Origin of the sequence: Haladaptatus sp. QDMS2 (assembly GCF_029338295.1) — an archaeon.
Taxonomy (GTDB): domain Archaea; phylum Halobacteriota; class Halobacteria; order Halobacteriales; family Halococcaceae; genus QDMS2.
The window spans coordinates 657,799-680,316 of sequence record NZ_CP119791.1 but is presented as its reverse complement, the minus strand read 5'-3'; the positions used below and the strand labels follow the sequence as shown (position 1 = coordinate 680,316).

General features: G+C 61.4%; 20 protein-coding genes. 10 read left to right on the top strand and 10 right to left on the bottom strand.

Features of this window, described 5'->3' with window-relative positions; translation table 11 throughout:
* Nucleotides 1–2 precede the first annotated feature (2 nt).
* Both P1M51_RS03650 and P1M51_RS20095 read right to left on the bottom strand, forming a co-directional pair.
* A complete protein-coding gene (locus P1M51_RS03650; RefSeq protein WP_276246836.1) occupies nt 3–1,499 on the bottom strand; it encodes a TrkH family potassium uptake protein in 1,497 nt (498 codons plus the stop codon).
* Between the two features lie 1,152 nt (nt 1,500–2,651).
* Nucleotides 2,652–3,176 carry a DUF998 domain-containing protein gene (locus P1M51_RS20095; RefSeq protein ID WP_369685115.1) on the bottom strand — a complete coding sequence of 175 codons (525 nt, stop codon included), beginning with the start codon at nt 3,174–3,176 and terminating at the stop codon, nt 2,652–2,654.
* Nucleotides 3,177–3,605: 429 nt separating this feature from the next.
* On the opposite strand from P1M51_RS20095, the gene P1M51_RS03645 reads away from it, so the two are divergent.
* The gene (locus P1M51_RS03645) at nt 3,606–3,773 is read left to right on the top strand and encodes a hypothetical protein (protein ID WP_276246835.1); all 168 of its coding nucleotides are present in this window, start codon (nt 3,606–3,608) and stop codon (nt 3,771–3,773) included.
* An 869-nt stretch (nt 3,774–4,642) separates the two neighbouring features.
* Here the strand turns inward: P1M51_RS03645 and P1M51_RS03640 are convergent.
* The 7 genes from P1M51_RS03640 to gcvT all read right to left on the bottom strand — a co-directional run bounded on the left by P1M51_RS03640 (nt 4,643) and on the right by gcvT (nt 13,447).
* Complete coding sequence (locus P1M51_RS03640) at nt 4,643–5,485, bottom strand: phosphatase PAP2 family protein (protein WP_276246834.1); 843 nt, start codon at nt 5,483–5,485, stop codon at nt 4,643–4,645.
* 4 nt (nt 5,486–5,489) lie between these two features.
* On the bottom strand, nt 5,490–7,355 hold the full coding sequence (locus P1M51_RS03635; RefSeq protein ID WP_276246833.1) for an ABC transporter substrate-binding protein: 1,866 nt from the start codon (nt 7,353–7,355) through the stop codon (nt 5,490–5,492).
* A gap of 243 nt (nt 7,356–7,598) precedes the next feature.
* Complete coding sequence (locus tag P1M51_RS03630; RefSeq protein ID WP_276246832.1) at nt 7,599–8,933, bottom strand: hypothetical protein; 1,335 nt, start codon at nt 8,931–8,933, stop codon at nt 7,599–7,601.
* A 71-nt stretch (nt 8,934–9,004) separates the two neighbouring features.
* Nucleotides 9,005–10,432 carry an aminomethyl-transferring glycine dehydrogenase subunit GcvPB gene (gene gcvPB, locus P1M51_RS03625; RefSeq protein WP_276246831.1) on the bottom strand — a complete coding sequence of 476 codons (1,428 nt, stop codon included), beginning with the start codon at nt 10,430–10,432 and terminating at the stop codon, nt 9,005–9,007.
* The gene (gene gcvPA / locus P1M51_RS03620; RefSeq protein ID WP_276246830.1) at nt 10,433–11,767 is read right to left on the bottom strand and encodes an aminomethyl-transferring glycine dehydrogenase subunit GcvPA; all 1,335 of its coding nucleotides are present in this window, start codon (nt 11,765–11,767) and stop codon (nt 10,433–10,435) included.
* A gap of 190 nt (nt 11,768–11,957) precedes the next feature.
* Entirely contained in the window at nt 11,958–12,341 is a 384-nt protein-coding gene (gene gcvH, locus P1M51_RS03615) for a glycine cleavage system protein GcvH (RefSeq protein ID WP_276246829.1), read from the bottom strand.
* Nucleotides 12,338–13,447, bottom strand: coding sequence for a glycine cleavage system aminomethyltransferase GcvT (gene gcvT / locus P1M51_RS03610; protein ID WP_276246828.1), 1,110 nt, complete (start codon nt 13,445–13,447; stop codon nt 12,338–12,340). Before gcvT ends, gcvH begins: the two co-directional genes overlap by 4 nt.
* Before the next feature lie 241 nt (nt 13,448–13,688).
* Between gcvT and P1M51_RS03605 the strand changes: the two genes are divergently transcribed.
* From P1M51_RS03605 to P1M51_RS03575, 7 genes are all read left to right on the top strand, one after another.
* Nucleotides 13,689–14,666 carry a rhodanese-like domain-containing protein gene (locus P1M51_RS03605; RefSeq protein WP_276246827.1) on the top strand — a complete coding sequence of 326 codons (978 nt, stop codon included), beginning with the start codon at nt 13,689–13,691 and terminating at the stop codon, nt 14,664–14,666.
* 289 nt (nt 14,667–14,955) lie between these two features.
* On the top strand, nt 14,956–15,405 hold the full coding sequence (locus P1M51_RS03600; protein WP_276246826.1) for an NYN domain-containing protein: 450 nt from the start codon (nt 14,956–14,958) through the stop codon (nt 15,403–15,405).
* 32 nt (nt 15,406–15,437) lie between these two features.
* Nucleotides 15,438–16,274 carry a TatD family hydrolase gene (locus tag P1M51_RS03595; RefSeq protein ID WP_276246825.1) on the top strand — a complete coding sequence of 279 codons (837 nt, stop codon included), beginning with the start codon at nt 15,438–15,440 and terminating at the stop codon, nt 16,272–16,274.
* Nucleotides 16,275–16,312: 38 nt separating this feature from the next.
* Nucleotides 16,313–16,894, top strand: a complete 582-nt coding sequence (locus P1M51_RS03590; RefSeq protein WP_276246824.1) for a DUF2150 family protein — start codon at nt 16,313–16,315, stop codon at nt 16,892–16,894.
* 61 nt (nt 16,895–16,955) lie between these two features.
* Entirely contained in the window at nt 16,956–18,572 is a 1,617-nt protein-coding gene (locus P1M51_RS03585; protein ID WP_276246823.1) for an Ig-like domain-containing protein, read from the top strand.
* 151 nt (nt 18,573–18,723) lie between these two features.
* Nucleotides 18,724–20,061, top strand: a complete 1,338-nt coding sequence (gene hmgB / locus P1M51_RS03580) for a hydroxymethylglutaryl-CoA synthase (protein ID WP_276246822.1) — start codon at nt 18,724–18,726, stop codon at nt 20,059–20,061.
* A 290-nt stretch (nt 20,062–20,351) separates the two neighbouring features.
* On the top strand, nt 20,352–20,576 hold the full coding sequence (locus tag P1M51_RS03575) for a hypothetical protein (RefSeq protein ID WP_276246821.1): 225 nt from the start codon (nt 20,352–20,354) through the stop codon (nt 20,574–20,576).
* Here P1M51_RS03575 and P1M51_RS03570 read toward each other — a convergent pair.
* Nucleotides 20,573–21,283, bottom strand: coding sequence for a helix-turn-helix domain-containing protein (locus P1M51_RS03570; protein ID WP_276246820.1), 711 nt, complete (start codon nt 21,281–21,283; stop codon nt 20,573–20,575). The genes P1M51_RS03575 and P1M51_RS03570 overlap by 4 nt on opposite strands.
* Before the next feature lie 85 nt (nt 21,284–21,368).
* Between P1M51_RS03570 and P1M51_RS03565 the strand changes: the two genes are divergently transcribed.
* Both P1M51_RS03565 and P1M51_RS03560 read left to right on the top strand, forming a co-directional pair.
* The gene (locus P1M51_RS03565; protein ID WP_276246819.1) at nt 21,369–22,004 is read left to right on the top strand and encodes a metal-dependent hydrolase; all 636 of its coding nucleotides are present in this window, start codon (nt 21,369–21,371) and stop codon (nt 22,002–22,004) included.
* Between the two features lie 24 nt (nt 22,005–22,028).
* Entirely contained in the window at nt 22,029–22,514 is a 486-nt protein-coding gene (locus P1M51_RS03560; RefSeq protein ID WP_276246818.1) for a GNAT family N-acetyltransferase, read from the top strand.
* Nucleotides 22,515–22,518 lie beyond the last annotated feature (4 nt).

Genomic DNA, 22,518 nt, shown 5'->3' with positions numbered 1-22,518 from the left:
CGTCAGCCACGCCAGAACGATGGCGTGAGCAACACGAGCACGGGAATGATTTCGATGCGCCCGACCCACATGAGGAACGTCATCAGGAGTTTCGTCGTCTCGGGGAACGGCTCGTAGCTCGCGAACGGGCCGGCGATGCCGAAGGCGGGACCGACGTTGAAGAACGTCGAGGCGGCGGCGCTCATCGCCTCGAACTCCGTGACGGGCGAGCCGACACGCGACGAATTGACGACGACCAGAATCGTCGCGAAGATGAAGATGACGAGGCTCACCAGTGTGTAGGCGTAGATGTCACGGATTGTCTCCTCGGTGATGACGCTCCCGCTCAGTCGAACTGGTCGGATGACACTCGGCTGGGCGGCGGTGAACAGGTCCCGACGGAAGGCTTTCAACACGACCAGCCACCGGAGGGCCTTTATCGAACACGTCGTGCTGCCCGCCATCCCGCCGATGAACATACAGACGAACAGCAGGTGTTTCGCGCCCGACGACCAGAGGTTGAAGTCGGTACTCGCGTACCCCGTAGTGGTCACGATGGAGACGACCTGAAACAGCGAGTGGCGGACGATTTCTTCGAGTTCCGTGTGCGGACCGCCGTCCGCGATGAGGATGCCGGCCACGCCGAGGGTGAACAGGGCGAGGATGCTCACGTAGAAGCGAAACTCGTCGCTTTTGCGAAGGCGGGCTACGTTCCCCTGCAAGACGAAATACATGAGGATGAAACTCGTCGCCCCGATGGCCATGAACGGAATCGTCACCCACTGGACGACCGGGGAGAACGCGGCGAGACTCTCCGGGCGCGGGGAGAACCCGCTGGTCGAAATCGTCGTGAAGGCGTGGGCAACGGCGTCGTAGAAAGTCATCTCCGGCGCGAGGCCGACGAGGTGAAGCCCGTAGAGCGCAGCGATATTAAGCCCGGTCAACCCGAGGTAGAGTTGCCAGAGCAGACTCGCTGTCTCCGATATTCGCGGCGTGAGTTTGTTCACGTCGCGGGTCTGCGTTTCGGTCTCCATGAGCTGTGCCCCACCGACTGCCAACTGCGAGAGCACCGCCGTCGCGAGGACGAGAACGCCAAGGCCGCCGAGCCACTGGATGATTGCCCGCCACATAAGAATCGCTCGGGAATGAAGGCCGAAGTCGAGTATCACCGTCGCACCCGTGGTCGTGATGCCACTCATCGCCTCGAACAGGGCGTTCACCGGTTCAGCGAGTACCCCCTCGCCAGCGATGATGAAGGGAACTGCCCCGACGACGGCGATACTCAACCAGGTCAGAGACACCATCAGGAACCCCTCTCTCGCGCCGAGGTCCCGGCGGACGGAGAGCTGTTCGAGCGCGACGCCCAGTATCACGGTTCCGACCATCGGCAACACGAACGGGAACACCGAGGTGCCGTCGAACATCGCGACGATGAGCGGCACCAGAAGCGGGACCGACAGCCACTTGATTATCGTGCCGACGAAGGCGACGCTGACGCGCCAATCGACGCGCAGCCTCATAGCGGCGGAGCCGAGACGAATTGTTGACTACGCGGGTTCCAGTCACCCACCGTGGTCATTCGCCGCGACGCCCCCTCGAATCGTTCATACATCTTTGCTTGTCGCTATTGGACAAAAAATCGTAAGTACTCGTGCCTGAAACGTGTGGCACTTCCTCACAGGGGACACTGCTTTCAGGCACGTCTCAAATAATCGGTTGGAATAGGTGGGCTCCGTTTGCTGCAGCGCGTATCTGCTGATAGAACCCACGTAGGTTTCTTCGGCCATGCTGAAGTACGCGTGTTGATCACACGACTGCCTTCCATTTCTACGTACTACAGAGGAAACAAACTTTGGGCACAGGGACGACCTAACAGGTATGTGTGGCGATGACTCTGCGGGATTCAGCGACGAATCGCTGGTCGATGTGGATTGTATTGGGAATGGCTCTCGGAACCGGTCTCGAATCGGGCCTCGGTGTCGTACTAGATAATATCGCGCTCGGAATCGCATTGGGAAGCGCGGTGAGAATGGGATTGGGGGCGTCGTTGGTTGTAGCCTCCGGTGCAACATTCGACGAATGAGACCACTGAATCATTTAGTTCGTACGAATGTTTCTCAGTCGACATACTGAATACATGGAACAGAGGGTGGCGCGTTTGCTGAACACACCCTCTATTTGTTGCACGCCGATTCTAACAACGGCTGGATAGTCTCAGCGGTCGAACTGAATAGAAATACTATCCATCATTAATCGATTCACCGACCAGTTCTCGAACGGGATTGAACCCAGTCTAACACGACAAAAAATCGATATTTGGGTCTCAAGCCGCCGCTTTTTCACGCATTTTCCGTGCCCCTCGTAGGAGGAAGAGATTGCTGGCAATCGCAGCGAGGAAGGCCAATGGCACTGCTTGAGCGAGGAACATCTTATCCCACAGAATGATACTGAGGGCCGCAATCAGTGACCCCCAGATAATGAGGTTTACTTTCACTACGTCCGGCAGACTACTGAGCCCCATAATGGATAAATGACTTGATTGGAAATAACGATTCACTGGCGCAAAGAATAGATGCCGAGTTCTTTTTCGATGAACATGCCCTCTGAGTGCTGCACGCTGATTCTGACCGTTTCTGTGGCCGTGCTGAACTCAGTGTGCGAGTCGGTCACAACTATTGCCTCGTGTCGGGGTCAGAGCGACTCGAAAACAGATAGTCCTCTCGCAGGTACCAAACGTAAGCCACGAGGAACATGATTCGTTGAAACACGCCAGCGAATTGGGCTAACAGCGTCATCATTGCCGGTAACACGACAGTCGAACTAAGAGCGAACAAATCGAACCATCGAACGTCAAGTTTGTCCTTCTGGCGTCGTCGTACGAGCGTCAACACGCCAAATGCGAAACAGAACCCCAGGAGGGTGGCGGTAGCTGAGTGAAAGGCATCCTCCACTGGATTGTATGCTACCGCAGCGTCCCACGACCTCGTCGAGAACACCGCTGTTGCGACCATGAAGGCGCCGAATCCGGAGTGGAATACTGTTGGCAACCGGTTCCAGGCTACGCGTCGCTCTGCTGTCAACCAGAGAACCCCGAGACCGAACAGGAGAAATCCGAGTCGGGCAACCCACGCTGCCGAGACCCCCTGTGCCGCCGCCTCACTGGTCGTGTGGCTAACCCAGGAGTAGCCTTCTGGCATGAATTGTGGGGCTGCAGCGAGCGTGAGTGCAGACACCGCGAGACAGATTGCGATTCCGACGCCCGAATACACTCGATAATTCCGCATAGGCGTGCTCACACTGAACAGCGACTAAGAACTGCCCCTCTATTTAGCAGCGCAGCTAATAGCTGAACAGAATCTTCTGCTGCATACTCTCTATATTCAACACTCGGTGAAGTTCCTGCGGTCGTATTGCACTCAAGTGGCCAGGTTTTAGGAGATAGATGGGCACATCCCTGAGGAAATAATTTGTATCGTCGCATACCATTTATGCGAGCAAATTCAGTTGCCTGGTGGCCGCACGTGCGGCCACCGCGGGGCGGACTGTTCGGGTGCTATCGTTGCGTACATAGCCTGCACCGTAACCGAACCAGTACGTTAAATTGCGATGGGGATAGATGGACGAATATGAGCCTCGAACTCGAGCACGACTGCCCGCAGTGTGGGGAGACGCGGACGTTCTACAAGGCCGCGAGCATGACGGTCCACCTCGGCACGAAGACCAAGTGGCGCTGTCCAGAGTGCAACTACGCGTTCATCAAGATCAACGGCATCGACTCCAGCGTCTCCGCCTGAGCACACCCTTCTCTTCGTCTCGACCAGCGAGTGGAAACGCTGAGTGCGCCACCTCAGGGGTTGGCGGGGGCAAGAGCGTGGTGCAGCCAGCGCGTGTCTCTTTCCCACGGGCACCGTTGCACATCGCGAACGTTACCCAAATCTTGAGAAATTCCCGCGTTCTGAGCGTCAGGTGCCCGAAGCTACTCCGTCGAGAGCGAACGAATAAACCAAATACTGGGATATGAAATTGAGAATTCGGTGTTCGAGGCAGTGCTATTTACTGCGCCCGTCGCGTAGCACCGCTGTAGACCGGTTTCAGAGCACGAACCAGCCAGACTGGGCGTGGTGAGGCAGACTCTGGTCCGACCTGCAGGATTCTCGAAACCGTGGGCAAAACCCCCGGGGTCACGCTCGCAGACGTTGGCTGTGGCAACGGCTACTTCACGATTCCCGGGGCGACACTCGTCGGTAACGAAACGGGCTCCGCCGTCGAACTCGACGAATCACTCCGCGCAGAACTCGACGCGGCACTCTCGGCCCGCGACGTCGAGAACGTCGAACGCCAACCCGGTGACGCACGCGAACGCAGTGCACTCGTGCCAGCGGTCGACATCGTCCTCGTGGCGAACACCATCACGGGTCGAAGATCAGCAGGCATTCGCCGGCGAGGTTCGGCGTGCGCTCACCGGACGGTCGGTTCGTCGTCGTCAAACGACCGACCGCGAAGTGAAACAGTGGTCGCCGGCGAGCAGTGCGGCTCCGCAGAATCCTTACACATGGCACCGACGAAACCGCTGCGGTGGCGACACTGGGTGGGTTCGACCGCACCGAAGAAATCGACCTGCCACTGTACTACTCCGCGCTCGCTTTCGAGCGGGAGGGAGAATTCAGCGCAGTCGATTGAAGACCGGGAGGGACCAGAGGTCAACCCGGAGGAACTCGAAGATTTCGTAGTGCTTTCTCGCGATGTGGACGCTGCCGAGGCCGAGTATCGTCCCGGCGACGACGTCCGTCCCCCAGTGGATGCCGAGGTACATCGTCGCCATAACCACGCTCGCGGCGAGGAAGCAACTCGTGACGAACCAGTAGGGGAACCGGTCGCGGGTGAACCACGCGAGGTACGCCACCGTCACCGAAAGCGAGGTGTGCAGCGACGGGAAGACGTTCGTGTTCGAGTTCACCTCCCCGGTCAGGAGTTGTGATTGTGGATACATCGAGTACATGAGAGGGTCCACGAGGTCCGGAATCAGATTTCGCGGCCCATAGGAGACGAACAGGATATAGAAGATGAGGCCGAGCGAGTAGTTGAGCGCGAAGGCGACCGCCGTCTGTTTCAGGTACTTCGTCTCCCGAAGCGCGAACGTGAGGATGAACGGGAACACGAGCAAGAACACGTAGCCGTAGAGGTAGATGAACGAGAAATACACCGTGAGCTGGTCTGTGGCGATTGATTGGACGAACGCGACGAAGTCACCCTCGATGCGATAGATGTAGCTCGTGATGTTGAGGCCGACGACCCACGATATCTCGGGGCCGACTTGGCGAGCGACCTTGTTTATCGCGAGGATACCGGCAAGTAAGCCAAGGTAGGGGGAAACCTCGCGCAACCGGAAGCGCCAGTTTTCGCGCAACACCGAGAGCTGACTGGGGCCGATGAACGTCACCGACCCGATGGCAATCATGACGCCGACGCCGATCGCGAGATACGCGAGGATTTCGAACAGGGCCATCGAGTTATCGCCTCAGCAGCTCGCCTGCTTCGTTGTATCGATAACCAGCAGACCGGAATGACTCTTTCGCCAATTCGATGTCGAGTTCTCCATCTTCCCCGGGGAACGGCAGCTCAGGGTCTTCGCCCTCCCAGCGCAGGGCGGGCGCAGCCACGGGATAGGGCGCGAGTGGCGTGGCGATGGCGGATGCGTAGCCGCCGAACACCTCGTTTACGATGTGCTGTTTGTCGAGCAGCTGCGCGACCGCCCGACGAAATCGCGGGTTGCTGAGCGGCGACTGGCGCACGTTGAACCCGACGTGGTAAAACGAGGTGGGCTTCGAGACGTGCAGGCGCAAGACGTCCGACTGCCCAATCTGTGAGATGGACTCCGCGCCGAGCGGCGAGGCAGTCGCGTCCGCATCGTCCTGTTCCATCAGCGCGAGGGCGGCTCCGTCGGAGGGGACGACGACGAATTCGAGTTCCGACGGTTCGAATCCACCCTGGAACGGGGCGAGCGGCCCATCCGAGACGTCCCGGGTGAGGAAGTGGTCGTCAAACGGCGCGAGGGTGAGTGATTCGCCATCGGTTGCGCTCACGAACCGAAGCGGCCCCGACCCGACCGGGTTGGAGTTACTCCAGATGAGCGCCTCGGTCACGCCGCCGATGGTATCGAGGCCCGCGATGGTCGCCTGCCCCGTCTTCGTCTCCCAGATGTGCTTTGGCAACAGCGGGAGTGAAAACGCCGTCTGGGCAACTTCCCGACTCACCGGTTCGAACTCGATGCGGACGGTTCGTCTACCGGTTTCGACGGCCTGCGTAACCAACGTCGAACGGTCCCGATAGCGGGGGGCCGGCACCGGACTGTCGAGTGCCCCGCCTGACGTGTCTCTGAGGAAGTCGAACGTGAAGGCAACGTCGGCCGCCGTGAGTGGCGTGGCGTCGTGCCAGAGCAAATCTTCGCGAAGCGTGACCTCGACTGCGGGCCCGGCGGTGTCTGAATCGACCCACGACCACTCGTGGGCGAGCCACGGGACGAGGTCCCCACCGATGGGGCGGGCAAGCGGGTCGTACAGCATCTCGGTGATGTCACCGTCGCCGCGGAACTCGACCGCGATGGGGTTGAGGTTGCGCGTCGCACGAGGGTCCTTGAGCGTCATCCGGAGCGGCGGGGCCGTCGTCTGCTGTGACGTCTCTGTCGTCGTCTCGTTGGTGGGTCCGTTCTGCGGTTGTTCGGGGGTCTCGGTCGTCGTTGGACGGAGTCTGAGGTAGCCGAGCAGCGTGTGCATGTCGGCAGCCGACCAGCCAGAAAAGCGGTCGCCACGCGTCGCCCGTATCTCGTCGGGGATGGCGATTGGGGCGAACGGTTGGTCGCGTGCGACGGCCGACTGTATCTCGTGGAGCGTCGCCTCGCGGGCGTCGCCCGATTGGGTGCGCTGTTCGTCAAGCATGTCGTCGACGCCGAGGTTGGCGTAGCCGAAGGGGTTCTGCCAGCCGGGTTCCGCGTCGAATCGCGAGTGCAACAGCGAGTAGACGAAGTTCGGACTGGCGGTCCGCGGATGGCGCATCACGTAGATGTCGAACGACTGGTTCAACAGCACGTCGCGCAGGAGTTCCTCGAGGCTCATCGGGACGATGGACGTCTCGATGCCGACGGCGTTCAGGTTCGAGGAGAGAAAGCGGGCGATGTAGATGGACCGCGGGTCGGCATCGGCCGGGGCGGTTTTGATTTCGAGTGAGACCTGGTCTGGGGCGTCGCGGTTCGCGAGTGTGCGCAGTTGGCGAATGCAACCGCTGGTCGCGGCGAGACTACCCGTCGCGAGACCGGCCAGCAGTGTCCGACGGGAGAGCGCGCGCGGAGGGGCAGGGGCAGATGAGGGGTCAGGGGGCATGGTATGGGGGTGGCGAAATCGGCGTGCGTCTCGTTCAGTGAACGTGAGTCGCTCGTTAGATGAAAGCGTTTTCTACGCTGTTTTTCGAATGCCGTGAATCATTTTCGGGAGTAGATGTATGTGCCGGGATATAGTTGTACGTTTCATTCCAATACGTTCTACACAGTTACTACGGGGGGCCTAATACAGCGTGGTTGACGTGTTTCGTTGTACTGAACGAACACTAAAAAGATTGTAGATTTCTCACACCCAGCCGAGCAGCGGCCAGACGAGCGAGCAAATCCAGAGGACGAGACCGCCCACGAGGTGTCTGTTGAGCCGAGACTCGCCAGCGCCGTAGCGCGCACCGCCAGCGGCGAGGACGCCGATTGCCACCGCGAGCACGATGCGGTGGAGCATCACGTTCACGGGAATCACCTCGATGTCGAGGTAGGCGTAGTCCGCGAGGATGCCAAAGCCGAGACCGAACATGGCGAGCAAGAACGCGTCGTCGCGCTCCAGTCCCTGGGCGAGCTTGTACGCCGCGAGTGGAATCCCAGCAGCGAGGAACGGGTAGAAGAACCCCGCGATGAGTTTCGGCGATTCGGTCACGTTCCACGATTCCACGGTGACCGCGCCGATGCGGACGAACAGCATCAGTCCGACCATCGACCCGAACAGGAGCACGCTTCGTGGCGGAAGCGGCCAGTGGCGGGTGCGTTTTCTCACCTGCATGGCGACGTCGTCGAGCCGACGGGTAAGCGCCGGGACGAACAGGAGGCCGAGCAGCGGTGCGACCGACAATCCGGTCGCGGTGCCGTTGCGACTATCGAGGTCGATGATGGTCGTCCAGCCGTCGGCGTCGATGGTGCGGCGCGTGCCGTGGTACTCACGGGTCACGTCCGTCACGAAGGGCGCACCGATGAGGTCGCGTTCGACCTCAGTGCGCCCCTTCTCCAGACTCCCGACCGTGTGTCGCAGGCGGAACCAGTCCCAGTGTTCGTGGTGAATCTGCATCGCGGTCCACGCCGAATCGCCAGAGCCGCCCGCGTAGAGACGGATGTGCGTGCGCGTCCCGAGGTAGGTGCCGTCGTGGACCTGATACGTCTCCGGAACCCAGAGGCCGCCGCCTTCGGTTTCGGGGTCAACACCCACCTGGCCGGTCCGACTGACCGGGTTGTGGATGTAGACGAAGCGGTCAGCACCGCGGGTAGACCCCCAGTCGATGCGCGGACCGCGCTGTCCTTCCAATTGCTCTTCGGGTTGGGCCGGAACCCACTCGTCTCTGGTGACGTTCCACTTGGCGTCAGTCTGTTCCATCAGGATATACCGAACCCGCGAGGCGTTCCCGTGGACGATCATATTTATCGGGAGCGTCCGCTGGGAGAACGAGTGAGAGCGACTCGTGTAGGGCCAGAGCATCGCCGAACTGTTCGGAGCGCCTTCGACGAGGTGAACTCCCTCCGGTGTCTGCCTGAGTTCTGCGGGAGGGGCAGCATCCTGGACCGTGGTTGGCTGGGCGAGGACCAGTGTCGAGAGTAAGACGACGACGAGCGTGAACAGAATCACCAGTCGTCGCCGGTCCAGTTTCTCAATCATCCATACCGGAACTAGAGGCATGCGTTACTTTATTTATTGTGCCCGAAATGTTCAGAAAAGGCTGGCTTTCTTCAGTCCTCCGTCTCGAGTGCGTGCCACGACAGGCGCGGGTTGCGCGCGGCCTGCACCTGGTCGATACGGCGAGCCGCCGTCCGAGACGGGGCCGATTCGAGTACGTCGTCGTCCTCGCCGACGACGGCGTTGAAGGCAGTTGCGAGTTGGTCGAGCGTCTCGCGGTTCTCGATTTCCGTCGGTTCGGTCATCAGCGCCTGTGAGACGATGTCCGGCCACTTCGTCGTCGGCGGGTGGACGCCGAAGTCGAGCATCCGCTTTGCCACGTCGGCTGCGTCCTGGTCGCCCGCGCTCGCGACGAACTCGTGGTGGAACGGCCCGTACGGCACGTCGTAGTCTATCTGGCTCGCGAGATAGTTCGCATTAAGCACTGCTTTCGCGCTCGCGTCGGCGAGACCGGCGTCACCCAGACGGTCGATGTAGGCGAACGCACGAACGAGGACGAGCCAGTTGCCGTGGAAGCCGTGAACCTTGCCGACCGACTGTTCTGGGTCGTACAGTCGGTACCCGCCCTTGTGCTGTTTGATGTGCGGACGTGGCAGGAACTCGGCGAGGCGTTCGGTGACCCCGACCGGTCCAGCCCCGGGTCCGCCACCGCCGTGGGGCGTCGCGAACGTCTTGTGAACGTTGTAGTGCATGATGTCGAAGCCCATGTCACCCGGACGGGCCCGCCCGAGGAGGGCGTTCAGATTCGCCCCGTCGTAGTAGAGCAGGCCGCCCGCGTCGTGGACGATGGTGGCGATTTCCTCGATGTTTCGCTCGAACAGTCCGAGTGTGTTCGGATTCGTGAGCATGAGCGCGGCCGTCTGGTTGGAGACGGCGACTTCGAGGGCTTCTAAGTCCACGCGCCCGTCCTCGTCGCTCGGCAGCGAAACCACGTCGTAGCCGGCGAGCGCAGCGGTCGCGAAGTTCGTCCCGTGAGCGGAGTCGGGGATGATGATTTCCGTCCGCTCGTCGTCGCCGTTTGCCTCGTGGAAGGCTTTGGCGATGAGGATGCCCGTGAACTCACCGGCCGCGCCCGCAGGTGGCTGGAGCGTAACCGCGTCCATGCCACCGATGCGCCCGAGGTAGTCCTGGAGCTTGTAGAGTAGTTCGAGCGTCCCCTGAATCGTCTCGTCTGGACGCTCCGGGTGGACGGCTCCCGCCGGAATCGTCGAGATGTCGTCGGTGAATTTCGGGTTGTACTTCATCGTACAACTGCCGAGCGGGAACGGCCCCGACTCGATGCCGTAGTTCATCTGGCTCAGCCGGGTGTAGTGGCGGGCGAGTTCCGGCTCCGAGAGATTCGGCAGTTCGAGGTCGTCGCGCGTGAGCGACGGCGGGAGCGGTGACTCGTCGATTTTCACCGTCTTCGTGCTCTTTTCAGAGAGCAGCGGTTCGTACACGTCTTCTGAGTCGTGGGTCCAGCGAGCCTGGTCGTAGAACATCTAGGCTACCTCCTCGAATGCCGCGACGAACTCGTCTACGGCGATGGCGTTGGTCTCGGTCACACACACCTGCACCTCGTGTTCGCCGACCCGGTGGACGGCGAAGCCCTTGCCCGCGAGGTCTGAAACGATGGCCTTCGCAGGTTGGTCCGTGTGGGCGACGAACTCCCGGAAGTGATACCGGTCGTGAACCGGGGCCTGAATCCCGCTGATATCGTCGAGACGTTCTGCGAGTTCCTCGGGACGGGTGACGCAGTCCCTCGCGAGGTCCACGAGGCCGTCCGGGCCGAGCATGGCAATATGCATCGCCGCCCGGAGGGCGACCCACGCCTGGTTCGAACAGATGTTCGAGGTGGCCCGCTCGCGGCGGATGTGCTGTTCGCGCGTCTGAAGCGTGAGCGTGTAGGCGCGCATGCCCGCAGAATCCTCGGAGATGCCGACGAGGCGACCGGGAACCTGCCGCAGGAAGTCCTCGCGGCAGGCGAAGATGCCGAGGCCCATGCCGAAACTCGTCGGGATGCCGAGCGTCGAGGCGTCGCCGACGACCACGTCTGCGCCGACGTCGGACGGTTTTTCGAGCAGCGAGAGCGCGACGGGGTCGCTGCCGAGGGTGAAGATGGCGTCGTTGTCGTGGGCGAGTTTGCCGAGTTTGGCGAGCCCCTCCTCTATCGTCCCCCGGACGGTCGGATTCTCGGCGTAAATCATGACCACGTCGTCGTCTACGAGGTCGGTGAGCACGTCGAGGTCCGCGTTTCCGTCGTCCATGGCGTAGGATTCGACGACCATCTCGGAGCCATCGACGTAGTTTTCGAGCACGTCGCGGCGACCCACGGAGATGGCTTTCGGGACGAGCACGCGGTGGCCTGACGTCTTGCGCAGGCGATTTGCGAGCGTGGCCGCCTCGCCGAGGGCGGTCGCCGCGTCGTACATCGAGCAATTGGCGATTTCGAGGCCCGTGAGTTCCGCGAGCATCGACTGGTACTCGAACAGCACCTGCAGGAAGCCCTGGGCGACTTCCGGCTGGTATTGGGTGTAGGAGGTCAGAAACTCAGACCGGATAGAGAGGTTGTCCACGAGCGAGGGGATGTAGTGGCTGTAGTGGCCTCGCCCGAGGAACTCGGTCAGATTTGCGTTTCGGTTGAGCATCTTGTCTGCGCGTGCGCGAACGGATTGCTCACTGCGCTGTGGGATGCCGAACGTGCCGTCGAACGCGACGTCGTCTGGGATGTCGAACAGGTCCTCTTCGCTCGCCACGCCGAGAACGTCGAGCATCGCCTGCGTCTCGTCTGGCGTGTGCGGGGCGAAAGGACTGCCGGGGGTTGCTGAATCACTCATAGTTTGCGAAGAACCGCTGTTGTCCGGTTTGTGGCCGCACGATGGTAGTTGGTTACAGACTATCGCATATGATTGCGTCGATTATCACGACAGTGTCCATCCGACGCGGTTGCCGGGACAGACGATACACACCCGTGCATTGTGTTTGACTGACACGCTTCGGTGAGGCGCAAAAAAGTCGCTCGCCGGGTCAGGCGATCTGGTCTTCGTAGTCGTCCGGTGTGAGCAGGGAGTCGAGTTCAGATTCGTCCGTGAGTTCGACTTCCAGCATCCAGCCGTCGCCGTACGGGTCGTCGTTTACGAGTTCCGGGGCGTCGAACACCTGGTCGTTGACCGCGGTGACCGTCCCGGAGACCGGTGCGTAGAGGTCGGAGACGGCTTTGATGGATTCGACGACGCCGAACTCCGCACCCTTGCTCACGTCGTCCCCGACGTCGGGCAGTTCGACGAACACGATGTCGCCGAGTTCGTCCTGGGCGAAGTCGGTGATGCCGATTTTGGCCGTTCCGTCTGCTGCGCGTGCCCACTCGTGTGATTCCTGATACTTGAGGTCGTCTGGTACTTCGAATGTCATTGGTTGAAGGGGAGTGATTTGATGACTGCTTTCTTCGGATTACCACGGACGAGGACGTGAATCGTCGTGTCCGGGTCCGCATAGTCGACGGGAACGTACCCGAGTCCGATTGGTTCGCCCAGTGTCGGACTCATCGTCCCGCTCGTCACTGTGCCGATATGCTCCTCATCTGTGTTAGTAATATCGTACCCGTGTCGCGGGACGCCGCGCTCCAGGAGCTGGAAGCCGACGAACTTCTCCGCTACGCCCTCTGCGTGCTGGCGTTCGAGCGCGTCGCGGCCCACGAACTCGGTGTCGAGTTTGACGGTGAAACTGAGCCCCGCCTCGTAGGGCGTTCGCGGGTTGTCCTCCGGGTGGAAGTCCTGCCCGGAGAGGAGAAAGCCCATCTCCATGCGCAGGGTGTCGCGTGCGCCGAGTCCACACGGCTGCACGTCGAACAGCTCCCACACGGCTTCTGCGTCGTCCCACGGTGCGAGGATTTCGAACCCGTCCTCGCCGGTGTAGCCCGTCCGGGCGACGATGCACTCCGCGCCGTCGAACGAGAGCACCGTCGCCGTGAACGACTTCAGGTTCTGGACGGCGGTCGGTTCGGCGGGCGTGTGCTCGTCGACCGCTGCCATGAGCAACTTTTCCGCGTCGGGGCCCTGGAGCGCGAACATCGCCCAGTCTGACGTGACGTTCTCGACGCTGGCGTCGAGGCCCCACTCGTCGCGGTGGGTTTCCCATCGCCGTTGCATCTCGCCGTCGTGCCCGGCGTTCGGGATGAACAGGTAGTCGCCCTCGATAGCGTCGGGGAGCCGATACACGACGGTGTCGTCGATGATGACGCCGTCTTCGTTCGTAATCATCGAGTACTGTGCGTCGCCCGGCGAGAGGACGGTGACGTCGTTCGAGGTGAGTCGCTGCATGAGCGCCTCGGCGTCGGGGCCGGAGACGATGATTTCGCCCATGTGGCTCACGTCGAAGATGCCAGCGGCCTCCCGAACACTCTCGTGTTCGGTTCGGATAGAGTCGAACTCGACTGGCATATCCCAGCCGCCGAACTCGGTGAACTTCGCACCGCGGGCGTCGTGGACGCCGTGCAGTGGTGGTTTGAGAAGACCCATACACATCCGGTCGCACCCCCGCCAAGTAACGTTTTGGTGTTGCGCGCGTCCCATCGTTCGGCCACACATGACAGTTTCTACGTAAAGTTTTGAATTTCGATGTTTTGAACAGTTAGCTACGGGAATTGGGAAAACAGTGAAAAAGCGCGTGCGAGACACTCACACGCGCTTATGGAGGTGATAAGCTTCGTGTGGGGTGACCTTACCAGCCCTATAATTATAGGGGATGGTCGGTAACGCCATGACGACGATGACGAATCGAAATACGACCCGCCGGCGTTTCTTACAGGTGTCCGGCGCGGCCGCTATTGCCGGGCTCGCAGGCTGTTCGAACGGCGGTAGCTCGGACAACTCGACGAGTACCCAGGAGCTGACCGAGAACGCGACGACCACGGCGGCGGAGACGACCACCGCCCAGCAGGAGGTCGCAGTCGAGATGTCCGCAGAGGGGCGTCTCGCGTTCGACGGTCCAACCAACGAGATGGACCTCCCAGAAGACCCCGACCCGAACGACGGCTACCCGCCGGAGTTCAACATCAAGCTCGAAGACTACGAAGTCGACGAGTCCCGCTGGGAAACCAACACGATCGAGGAAACCGACATTACGCTGGTTCCCTTCGACGTCGCCTACTACTGGTACGTCCGCGGCGAGGCGCGGTTCCTCGACGCCCGCAGCCAGTCTGAGTACGACGTCTCCCACATCTACGGCGCGGTCGTCAGCCCCGCGAAAAGCGACATGGAGGACGACCCGGTGGCCAGTTGGCCGAAGGACGACAAAATCGTCGCCTACTGCGACTGCCCACACCACCTCTCGTCGATTCGTGCCGCGGCTCTCAAGGCTGAAGGCTACAGCAACGTGTACGTCATCTACGAGGGCTACGGCGCGTGGCGCTCGAAGGGCTACCCGATGGAGGGCTCCAGCCCGAAGGACGCCCCGAAGACCTGGACCGTGACCGGACAAGTCGACCCGGAACACGCGGGCGAGGCCGCCTGGGCCTACTACCAGGACCAGAAGGAGGCCACCGAAATCGCAGAAGACGGCAGCTACGAACTCAACATCCGGTTCGTCAACGTCTCTGCTGACACTGAGGTGACGATTCAGACCCCAGCCTACGAACTGAACGCAACCCTCGGTGCCCTCACGAACGGGTCCGTCTCCGAAGACGGAACCGTCCTCGAAGGGAGCGGAAACGGCTCCGTGAACGCTACCTCCGCCTGATTCGGCTATCACGGAACACCCGGCCTGTTCGCAGGCCACACGCGTGTCTGTCATCCAACCTACACGTGTCTGTCATCCGGTTCGTGCGGGTCATCTCCCGCACCGACCACATCCACTTCGCCCACCGGCTGCAAGCCGGGTGGGCTTCATTCCTACGGGCGATTTCCCTGTGGATGACCCGATTATTCTGCAGCCTGGGCGCCGAAGAGACTCGCTCACAGTCTGGTGAAATTCAGTTGACAGGTTCGCCAATCGCCACCGCTTTTAGCGTACCCATCCTAGCCCGGCCATGCCCGGTGGGAACGATGAATTGGTTGGGGACCACGACGAACCCAAAGTTGGGTTGTTCGTCGATGGGCCGAACGTGTTGCGTGACGAATTCAACGTCGACTTAGACGACGTGCGAGAGGCGGGGACGGCCGCAGGCTGGCTAGCGACGCGGCGGCTCTACCTCGACGAACACGCGACGCCCGCGCTCATCCAGGCCGCAGAGGCCCGCGGCTTCGAGGTGGTCATCACGAGCGGCGACGTGGACGTGAAACTCGCCGTCGATGCGGCTGAATTCATCGTGACCGAGTCGATCGACGTCCTCGCCATCGCCTCCCGAGACACCGACTTCAAGCCGTTGCTCGAAATGGCCGCCCGCTACGGGGTTCGGACACTCGCCATCGCCCCCGGCGAACACGGGCGCTCCGACGCACTACGAAACGCCGCCCACGACTCCATCACCATCGAGTAAGACCTTTTTTCGTGCGCCTCCCGCACTCAGGTATGCCCGACACGCCGATTCTCGACAATCACCTGCATCTCGACCCCGTCTACGGGCGAAACGAGGAAGCAGTCAAGGACTTCGCCCGCGCGGGCGGAACCCACATGCTCGTCGTCAACAAACCGTCGTGGCACCTGCTGGACCGCGAGGTCGAAGGCCCCGGCGATTTCAGGGAAGTGTTCGAACTGACCATCGGCGCAGTCGAACAGGCGACCGAGATTTTGGCGGGGCGGGCGTGGGCCGTCCTCGGCGTCCACCCCGCACTCATCTCGCGGCTGGTTGGCGAGCGCGGATTCACTCCCGGCGAGGCGTGCGACCTGATGCAGACGGGCCTCGACGTAGCCGCAGAGTTCGTCGCGGACGACGAGGCACTCGCGCTCAAATCGGGTCGCCCGCACTACGATGTTTCAGACGACGTGTGGGAGGCGTCGAACGACGTGATGAAACACGCCTTCTCGCTCGGCGCTGACCACGACTGCGCCGTGCAACTCCACACCGAGACGAGCGAAGACCTCACCGAAGTGGCCGAGTGGGCCGAGGAACGCGGCCTCCCGCGCCACAAAGTAGTGAAACACTACTCGGTCGGGAAACTGGCGGGGCCGACGCCGAGCGTGCTCGCTGACCGCGACCGACTGGAGGTTGCACTGGAACAGGACGAACCGTTCCTGATGGAGACCGACTTCATCGACGACCCCGACCGTCCCGGCGCGGTTCTCGGCCCGAAGACGGTGCCACGACGGGTGAACTGGCTGCTCGAATCGGGCCACGAGGACGCCGTCAGGGTCGCACACGTCGAGACGCCGAAGGCCGTGTACGACATTGACACGGCAGATTTCTGAACACAGGGCTTATCACGTATCACCCGTTTCCTCTCGGTATGAGCACGCCCCCTGGAGAGTTCTACACCGAAGACCGGTGGCAGAACTGGCTGGACCGGATCAAAGAAGAGGACATCGACCCAGAAGACGAAGACTCAGCACGCCTGCTGCTCAACCTGCAGGACGACACGGCCATCGCAATCGTGAAGGTCGTGACCAGTTACGACGACGGTGACATCGACGCGGACACCGCGCAGGAAGAACTCGGGAAGATTCGCGACATCGTCCTCGCGGACGTCGAGTTCGAAGACGAGGAAAAGGTCATGCTCGTCGATGGGGTCCAGACGTCCCTGCTCTGCGTGTTCTACGCCGCAGAGCAGTACATCCTCGACGGGGCGGCCGAGGACGCGAGCGTGGAGGAGTACATCCTCGCCGCGGGCGACGCGGAGGCAGAGGACGACCTTGATGCCGCGCTCGGATACTGCGTGCAGGCCGGGACGCGCATCATCGACGGCAACGACTTGGACCTCTCTGTCGCGGAGGAAATCGAATACGGCCTCGTCGCCGAGTGGGTAAACGGCCTCGACAGCCTCCACAACGCGATGAGCGACCCCGAAGTCGTCGAAGAAGACGACGAATAACTCGCTTTTCTGGACAGTCATTCGACAGAGACTTTTTATCTATCCCGCGCGGACATAGCCCATGCGACTGTGGGGCGACAGCCGGGGGCAGGCAATTCAGATAGGTGCAATACTCCTCTTTGCGACACTTATCATCGCACTCTCGCTGTATCAGGCGAACGTCGTCCCGCAAAACAACAAGGACGTCGAGTTCAACCACAACCTCCGGGTGTTAGACCAACTGGAGGACATGCGAAACGCCATCGTTCGGACGGCGGCGACGGGGACCGAACAACCCGTCTCCATCACCCTCGGCACCCAATACGACGAGCGCGTCTTCGCAGTGAATCCGGGGCCACCGGGGGGGACACTCGAAACCGTCTCGCTCGGAACCGTGACCATCGAGAACGCCGTCTCGGTGGGCGAGAACGCATACTGGAGCTCTGGGACCACTCACGAGTACGAGACGAATGGCCTCCAGTACCGGCCCACCTACAACGAGTACCAGAACGCCCCGAACACGGTGTACGAACACTCGCTGCTCTACAACCAGTTCGAGGACTCGCGCAACACCATCCTCGCAGACCAGAGCATCGTCAACGGGCGACAGATTACGCTCATCACCCTTGATGGCTCCTACCAGGAATCGACCTCTGGGAGCGTCACGCTCAACGCCCGACCGGTGAGCGTCTCCTCCGAGACGGTGGCGGTGACGAACACCGCGCCCGACGAACCGGTGACCATCACGATTCCGACGCGCATGAGCGAAGAGCAGTGGATGGAGACGCTCGAAGACCAGTCGGTGGCAAACGGTGGGTACGTTGACTTAGACGAGACAACTTACACCGCCGGTAGTCCGAGCACGATTTCCCTCGTGCTCACGGGCGACGAGACGTACAACCTCCGCCTCGCAAAGGTCGGCGTCGGGACGCAGGTCGAAGAAGAGGGCGCGACGTACGTCACCACGGACACGCCCAATCCGACGGTCGCACCCGGCGCGACCGAGCGGTTCACCGTGACGGTCAAAGACCAGTACAACAACCCGGTGAGCGGGCTCGTCGTGAACGAGAGCGAATCGAATCTTGAACCGGTGACGGAAGCGACCGACGAGAACGGCGAGATGGTGTTCGAGTACACCGCACCGAGTTCGGAGGGGTCCGATTCGGCGACCGTCTCGATTCTCGACGACGATGAGGCCTACGAGCACGTGACGTTCGACGTGACCGTGAGCGACGGTGCGGGGGCTGGTGGCGATGATGACGATGGTACGGACGCGATTAACCCGAGTGAATCAGGGGATATTCGACTGCTCGATTCTGAGTACGGTATTGGCGGCGACAAGAGTATTCTAGAATTTGTCCTCCAAAATACGGGGTCAAGTACAACACAAATCACCTCGGCACGAATCAGTTTCTACTACGACGCGGGGACTGGTAGTGGTGAGGTCGATAATGCGAAAATTCGGCAAGCAGATGGTTCCGGTGGAACTACCTTGAAAGTGAGAGGAGAATTCGTCGATTTATCTCCAGAAATCGGGTTGCCTGGAAACGATGCCACAACCAGAGTTCAACTAGAATTTTGGGGAGATACGAAGCAATCTAAGCAGCACGACGTGAAAGAGGGCGATTTCATCGTCGTTTCGGTCACCTTCTCCAACGGTGAAAGTGCAACGTACTTCCTTGCACCTGATAAAGCCTGAACGACGATTCTGATCAATTCCTACAACTGAGATTAGAGGCGTAACCCAACCAGTCAGGCACGATGCCCATGCCGTGACATAGCGTATTTTTCGACACCTGTCGATAGTCCAGTCGACAAACACATATACCTGGTCTACACAGGATACAGCCATGACAAAAGTCGGGATTGACGCGGTTGAAATTTACACGGGTAAGCTGAAAATGGACCTCGCGGAGGTCTTCGCCCCTGAGATGGGCGACGACCCCGAAAAGTACACGAAGGGGCTTGGCCTCCACGCGAGTTCCTTCCCGGACGTGTACGAGGACATCGTGACGATGGGGGCGAACGCTGCCTACAAGCTGATGGAGCGAAAGGGCCTCACGCCCGAGGACATCGGTCGCATTGACGTCGCGACGGAGAGTGCGTTCGACAACTCGAAGCCCGTTTCGACGTACATCGCCGGGTGTCTCGAACAGGTGTTCGACGGCGACTTCCACCACGCGAACAAGGGCGAGCGCAAGTTCGCCTGCGTCGCGGGGACCCAGTCCATCGACGACGCGTACAACTGGATTCGCGCTGGCCGCAACCGCGGCCGCTCGGCCATCGTCATCGCCACGGACACGGCCCTCTACGCCCGTGGCGACCCCGGTGAGGCGACCCAGGGCGCTGGCGCGGTGGCCATGCTCATCAGCGAGGACCCGTCACTGGTTTCGCTCAGCGCAGAGCAGGGCTTCGGCAGCGCAGACGAGACGGACTTCCTGAAGCCGAACCAGCAGTTCCCGAGCGTGGACGGCAAGCGCTCGGTGCAGGTCTACCTCGCCCGAATGCGCGAGGCGCTCGAAGACTACGAATCGGTCGCCGGGAAGGTCGAACTCGACGACGTTGCCCTCGCGCCATTCCACACGCCGTTCCCCGGAATGGTCCGCAAGGCCGCACTGCTCGGCTTCCGCCACATCATTCGCGACACCGAGGTCGAGGACGAACTTGCGCCGGAAATCGGCCGCCAGCCACGCGAAGAAGAGTTCGACTCGGAGGAAGATTACACCGAGGCCATCCGCGCGTACATGGACGACCTGAAGGGCACCGACGCCTACCAGACCTGGTACGCAGAGACTGTCGACCCAACGCTCTACCTCGCACGCCACGTCGGCAACTGGTACACCGGGTCGGTCCACGTCGCCCGCGTCAGCGGCCTGCTCAAGGCCCTCGAAGCCGGCACGGACATGACCGGCGAACAACTCCTCGTCGGGTCCTACGGCAGTGGCGCACAGGCTGAGGTCCACTCCGAAATCGTCCAGGAAGGCTGGAAGGAGGAGATGGAGGCGATGGACATCATGGACCAGCTCGAATCGCGCTACGAGATTAGCTTCGACGACTACGAGCACATCCACGACGTCCACAACCACGAGAAGGACGTCGACGTAGAGGAGTTCACGGCCCCGCAAAACGAATTCGTGTTCGACGGCTGGGGTCGCATGAACGAGCGCAAGTACCGGTTCGTCGAGTAAGCTTCAATCCGACTTTTCCCCTTTTTTGGGGTCGGGCGAGACGCACCGCGTCTCGCTGACCCTGTGAAGCGACGCTTCACAGGTCAGATTTTTCGAGCGCAGCGAGCAAGCGGTGCAGTCTGCAAATGCCCCATCCCACCATTACTTCTTACCCCAAGCCGCCCAAGTGTCACCTACGCTGGGACACTCATCCCAGAAACCTACCCATGACTGGCAAACACGTCCGTATCGGAAGCCGAGATTTCGTGACCGTTTCGCCCCGGACATCCGTGGTCCGGGCGGGGGAACTGATGGACAATTATAGCGTCGACCAGGCGCTCGTCCTCGAGGGTGACGACCTCGTCGGGACAGTCACCTACGACGCCGTCGACCGCGCGCGCCAGCGTGCAGAGCGCGAGAACATGGAACCGGAGGAGGTCCTCACGGAAGACGTGATGATGGAAGTCGAGGAGTTGAACGAGGAGATGCGCGAGGCGATCGCGAAGGGGTTGCGAGACGCAGAGCGCCAGTTCTAGGGGAGTTGGCGAAGCGCGTCTAGCATATCGCCTAAGTCCTTGGTCGTCACCGCGAGCGAGAAGCCGTCGATGCGAGCGAGGGCGGGTGCGTGTTCCCAGAGGTCGTCCTCCGTGAGTCCGTGGAGGACCACCGCGTTCGGCGTCGGCGTGACGACGCGCATGGCGACGAGTGGCGACTCTCCACGGGTGACGTGCGTAAAGACGAGTGCTCGGTTCGTACTCTGTCCGTAGAGCCGGTAGAACTCCTCGCTCGACAGGCGGGTGATGGCCTCGATGCTGTTGACCACGGTGTGTCCGGCGATGGTATCCTGCTTCCCCGTGGCCACCTCCGTCGCGTCGATGGCGTCGTAGAATTTTGTGAGCGGGATGGTCGTCGGATACTCACGTAAGTCCTGGACGATGTCGCTTTCGAACCCGGCGGAGATGACGCGGGCATACTGACGAACGCGGCCACCGCCGCGGTGTTCGTCGATGGCGATGAGCGCCTCGACGATGCGCCGAATGACGCCGATGCCGGGGCTCTTTCGCCGGCCACTCTCGTAGTCAGAGATGACGGAGGAGGAGACGTCGAGTTGGGTGGCGAGGTCGGTCTGGGAAACGTCGAAATCGGTGCGCCACTTTCGAAGCGTCGCGCCGGGGTCGTCGCTGAGCGTGATTTCGCCGGCAATCTTCTCGGCGAGGTCCCGCCGCGGGCCGCGTTCGGTCATTGAAGTAGGCCTTCGTCGTTCGACGGATAATGATTTCGACGTTTCGTTCGAAATGCTCAGGGCGACGCGAGTGGTACGAGTTGACATGCCTTCGACCGTCGTCCACCTCGCGCTCGCTGGACTGCTGGCCGCCGGCTTGCTCGGGGATGCCTTCGACCGGCGGGCACTCGCTGTCGTTCTCGGCGTGACAATCATTCCTGACCTCGACGTGTTCGCCGGATTCTTCGTAGACGGCGGTCACCGGTCGGTCTTGCACACCTTCCTTATCCCGCTCGCGGCAGCAGGCGTCGTCTACCTCGACACCCGCCGGGAGTCCTCGTGGCTCGCGGAGCGGTGGGGGCGTCGCGGCGTCCGGGTGGCGTGGGTGAGCATCGTCGCCTTCGCCGTTGCGGGTATCGGCCTCGACCTCTTTACCGCCGGAGCGAACGTGTTCTATCCGGTTCACGACCAGTTTTACCGCGTCTCCGGGGAACTCATCTACTCGACCAACCGGGGCCTCGTCCAGACGTTCGTCGATTTCTCGACTGGCAGTCCCGACCCCGGCGCGATTGGGTCGTCGAGCGAAGTCCACGTCAACAGCGGTATCGACCCGAATCGCGGGGCGGAACCGGAGGGGGTGGACCGCATTTTCCCGGTCGCCCAATCGGGCTGGCAACTCCTGCTCATCGTAACCAGTTGCATCGTGCTGTGGGGACGACTCCGCGAGGAGCCAAAGGTTTGACTCCCCTGCCGAGAGAGAACTGGTATGATTCGACCGTACGACCCCGCAACCGACCGCGATGGGTTCTGGGCACTGAAACGACAGTTCGAACTCGGCCTCGGCAGCGAGACCGGTGGCGACGACAAACTGGAGCTGTACGAGGGAAAACTCACCGACGAGTACCGAGAGCGGTATCTGTCGTGGGCGGCGCGGTGCTGCGAGTCTGACGAACGCTGCATCACCGTCGCCGAGGTGGACGGCGAACTCGTCGGCTACGTGTTCGTCCTCCCCGAGACGATGGCGATGATCTGGGACGCCGCGGTGCTCAACGAACTGTTCGTCGCCGAAGCACACCGGGGCACGGGCGTCGCCGACGACCTGATGGCGGGAGCACTGGCGCTTGCCCGCGATCAGGACCTCCCACTCGACCGAATCGTCCTCGACGTGGACCGTCAAAACGACCGGGCGCAAGCGTTCTACGACCGCCACGAGTTCGCCCACTGGGGCGAACTGGTCTGTCGGGAGTTGTAGCGCG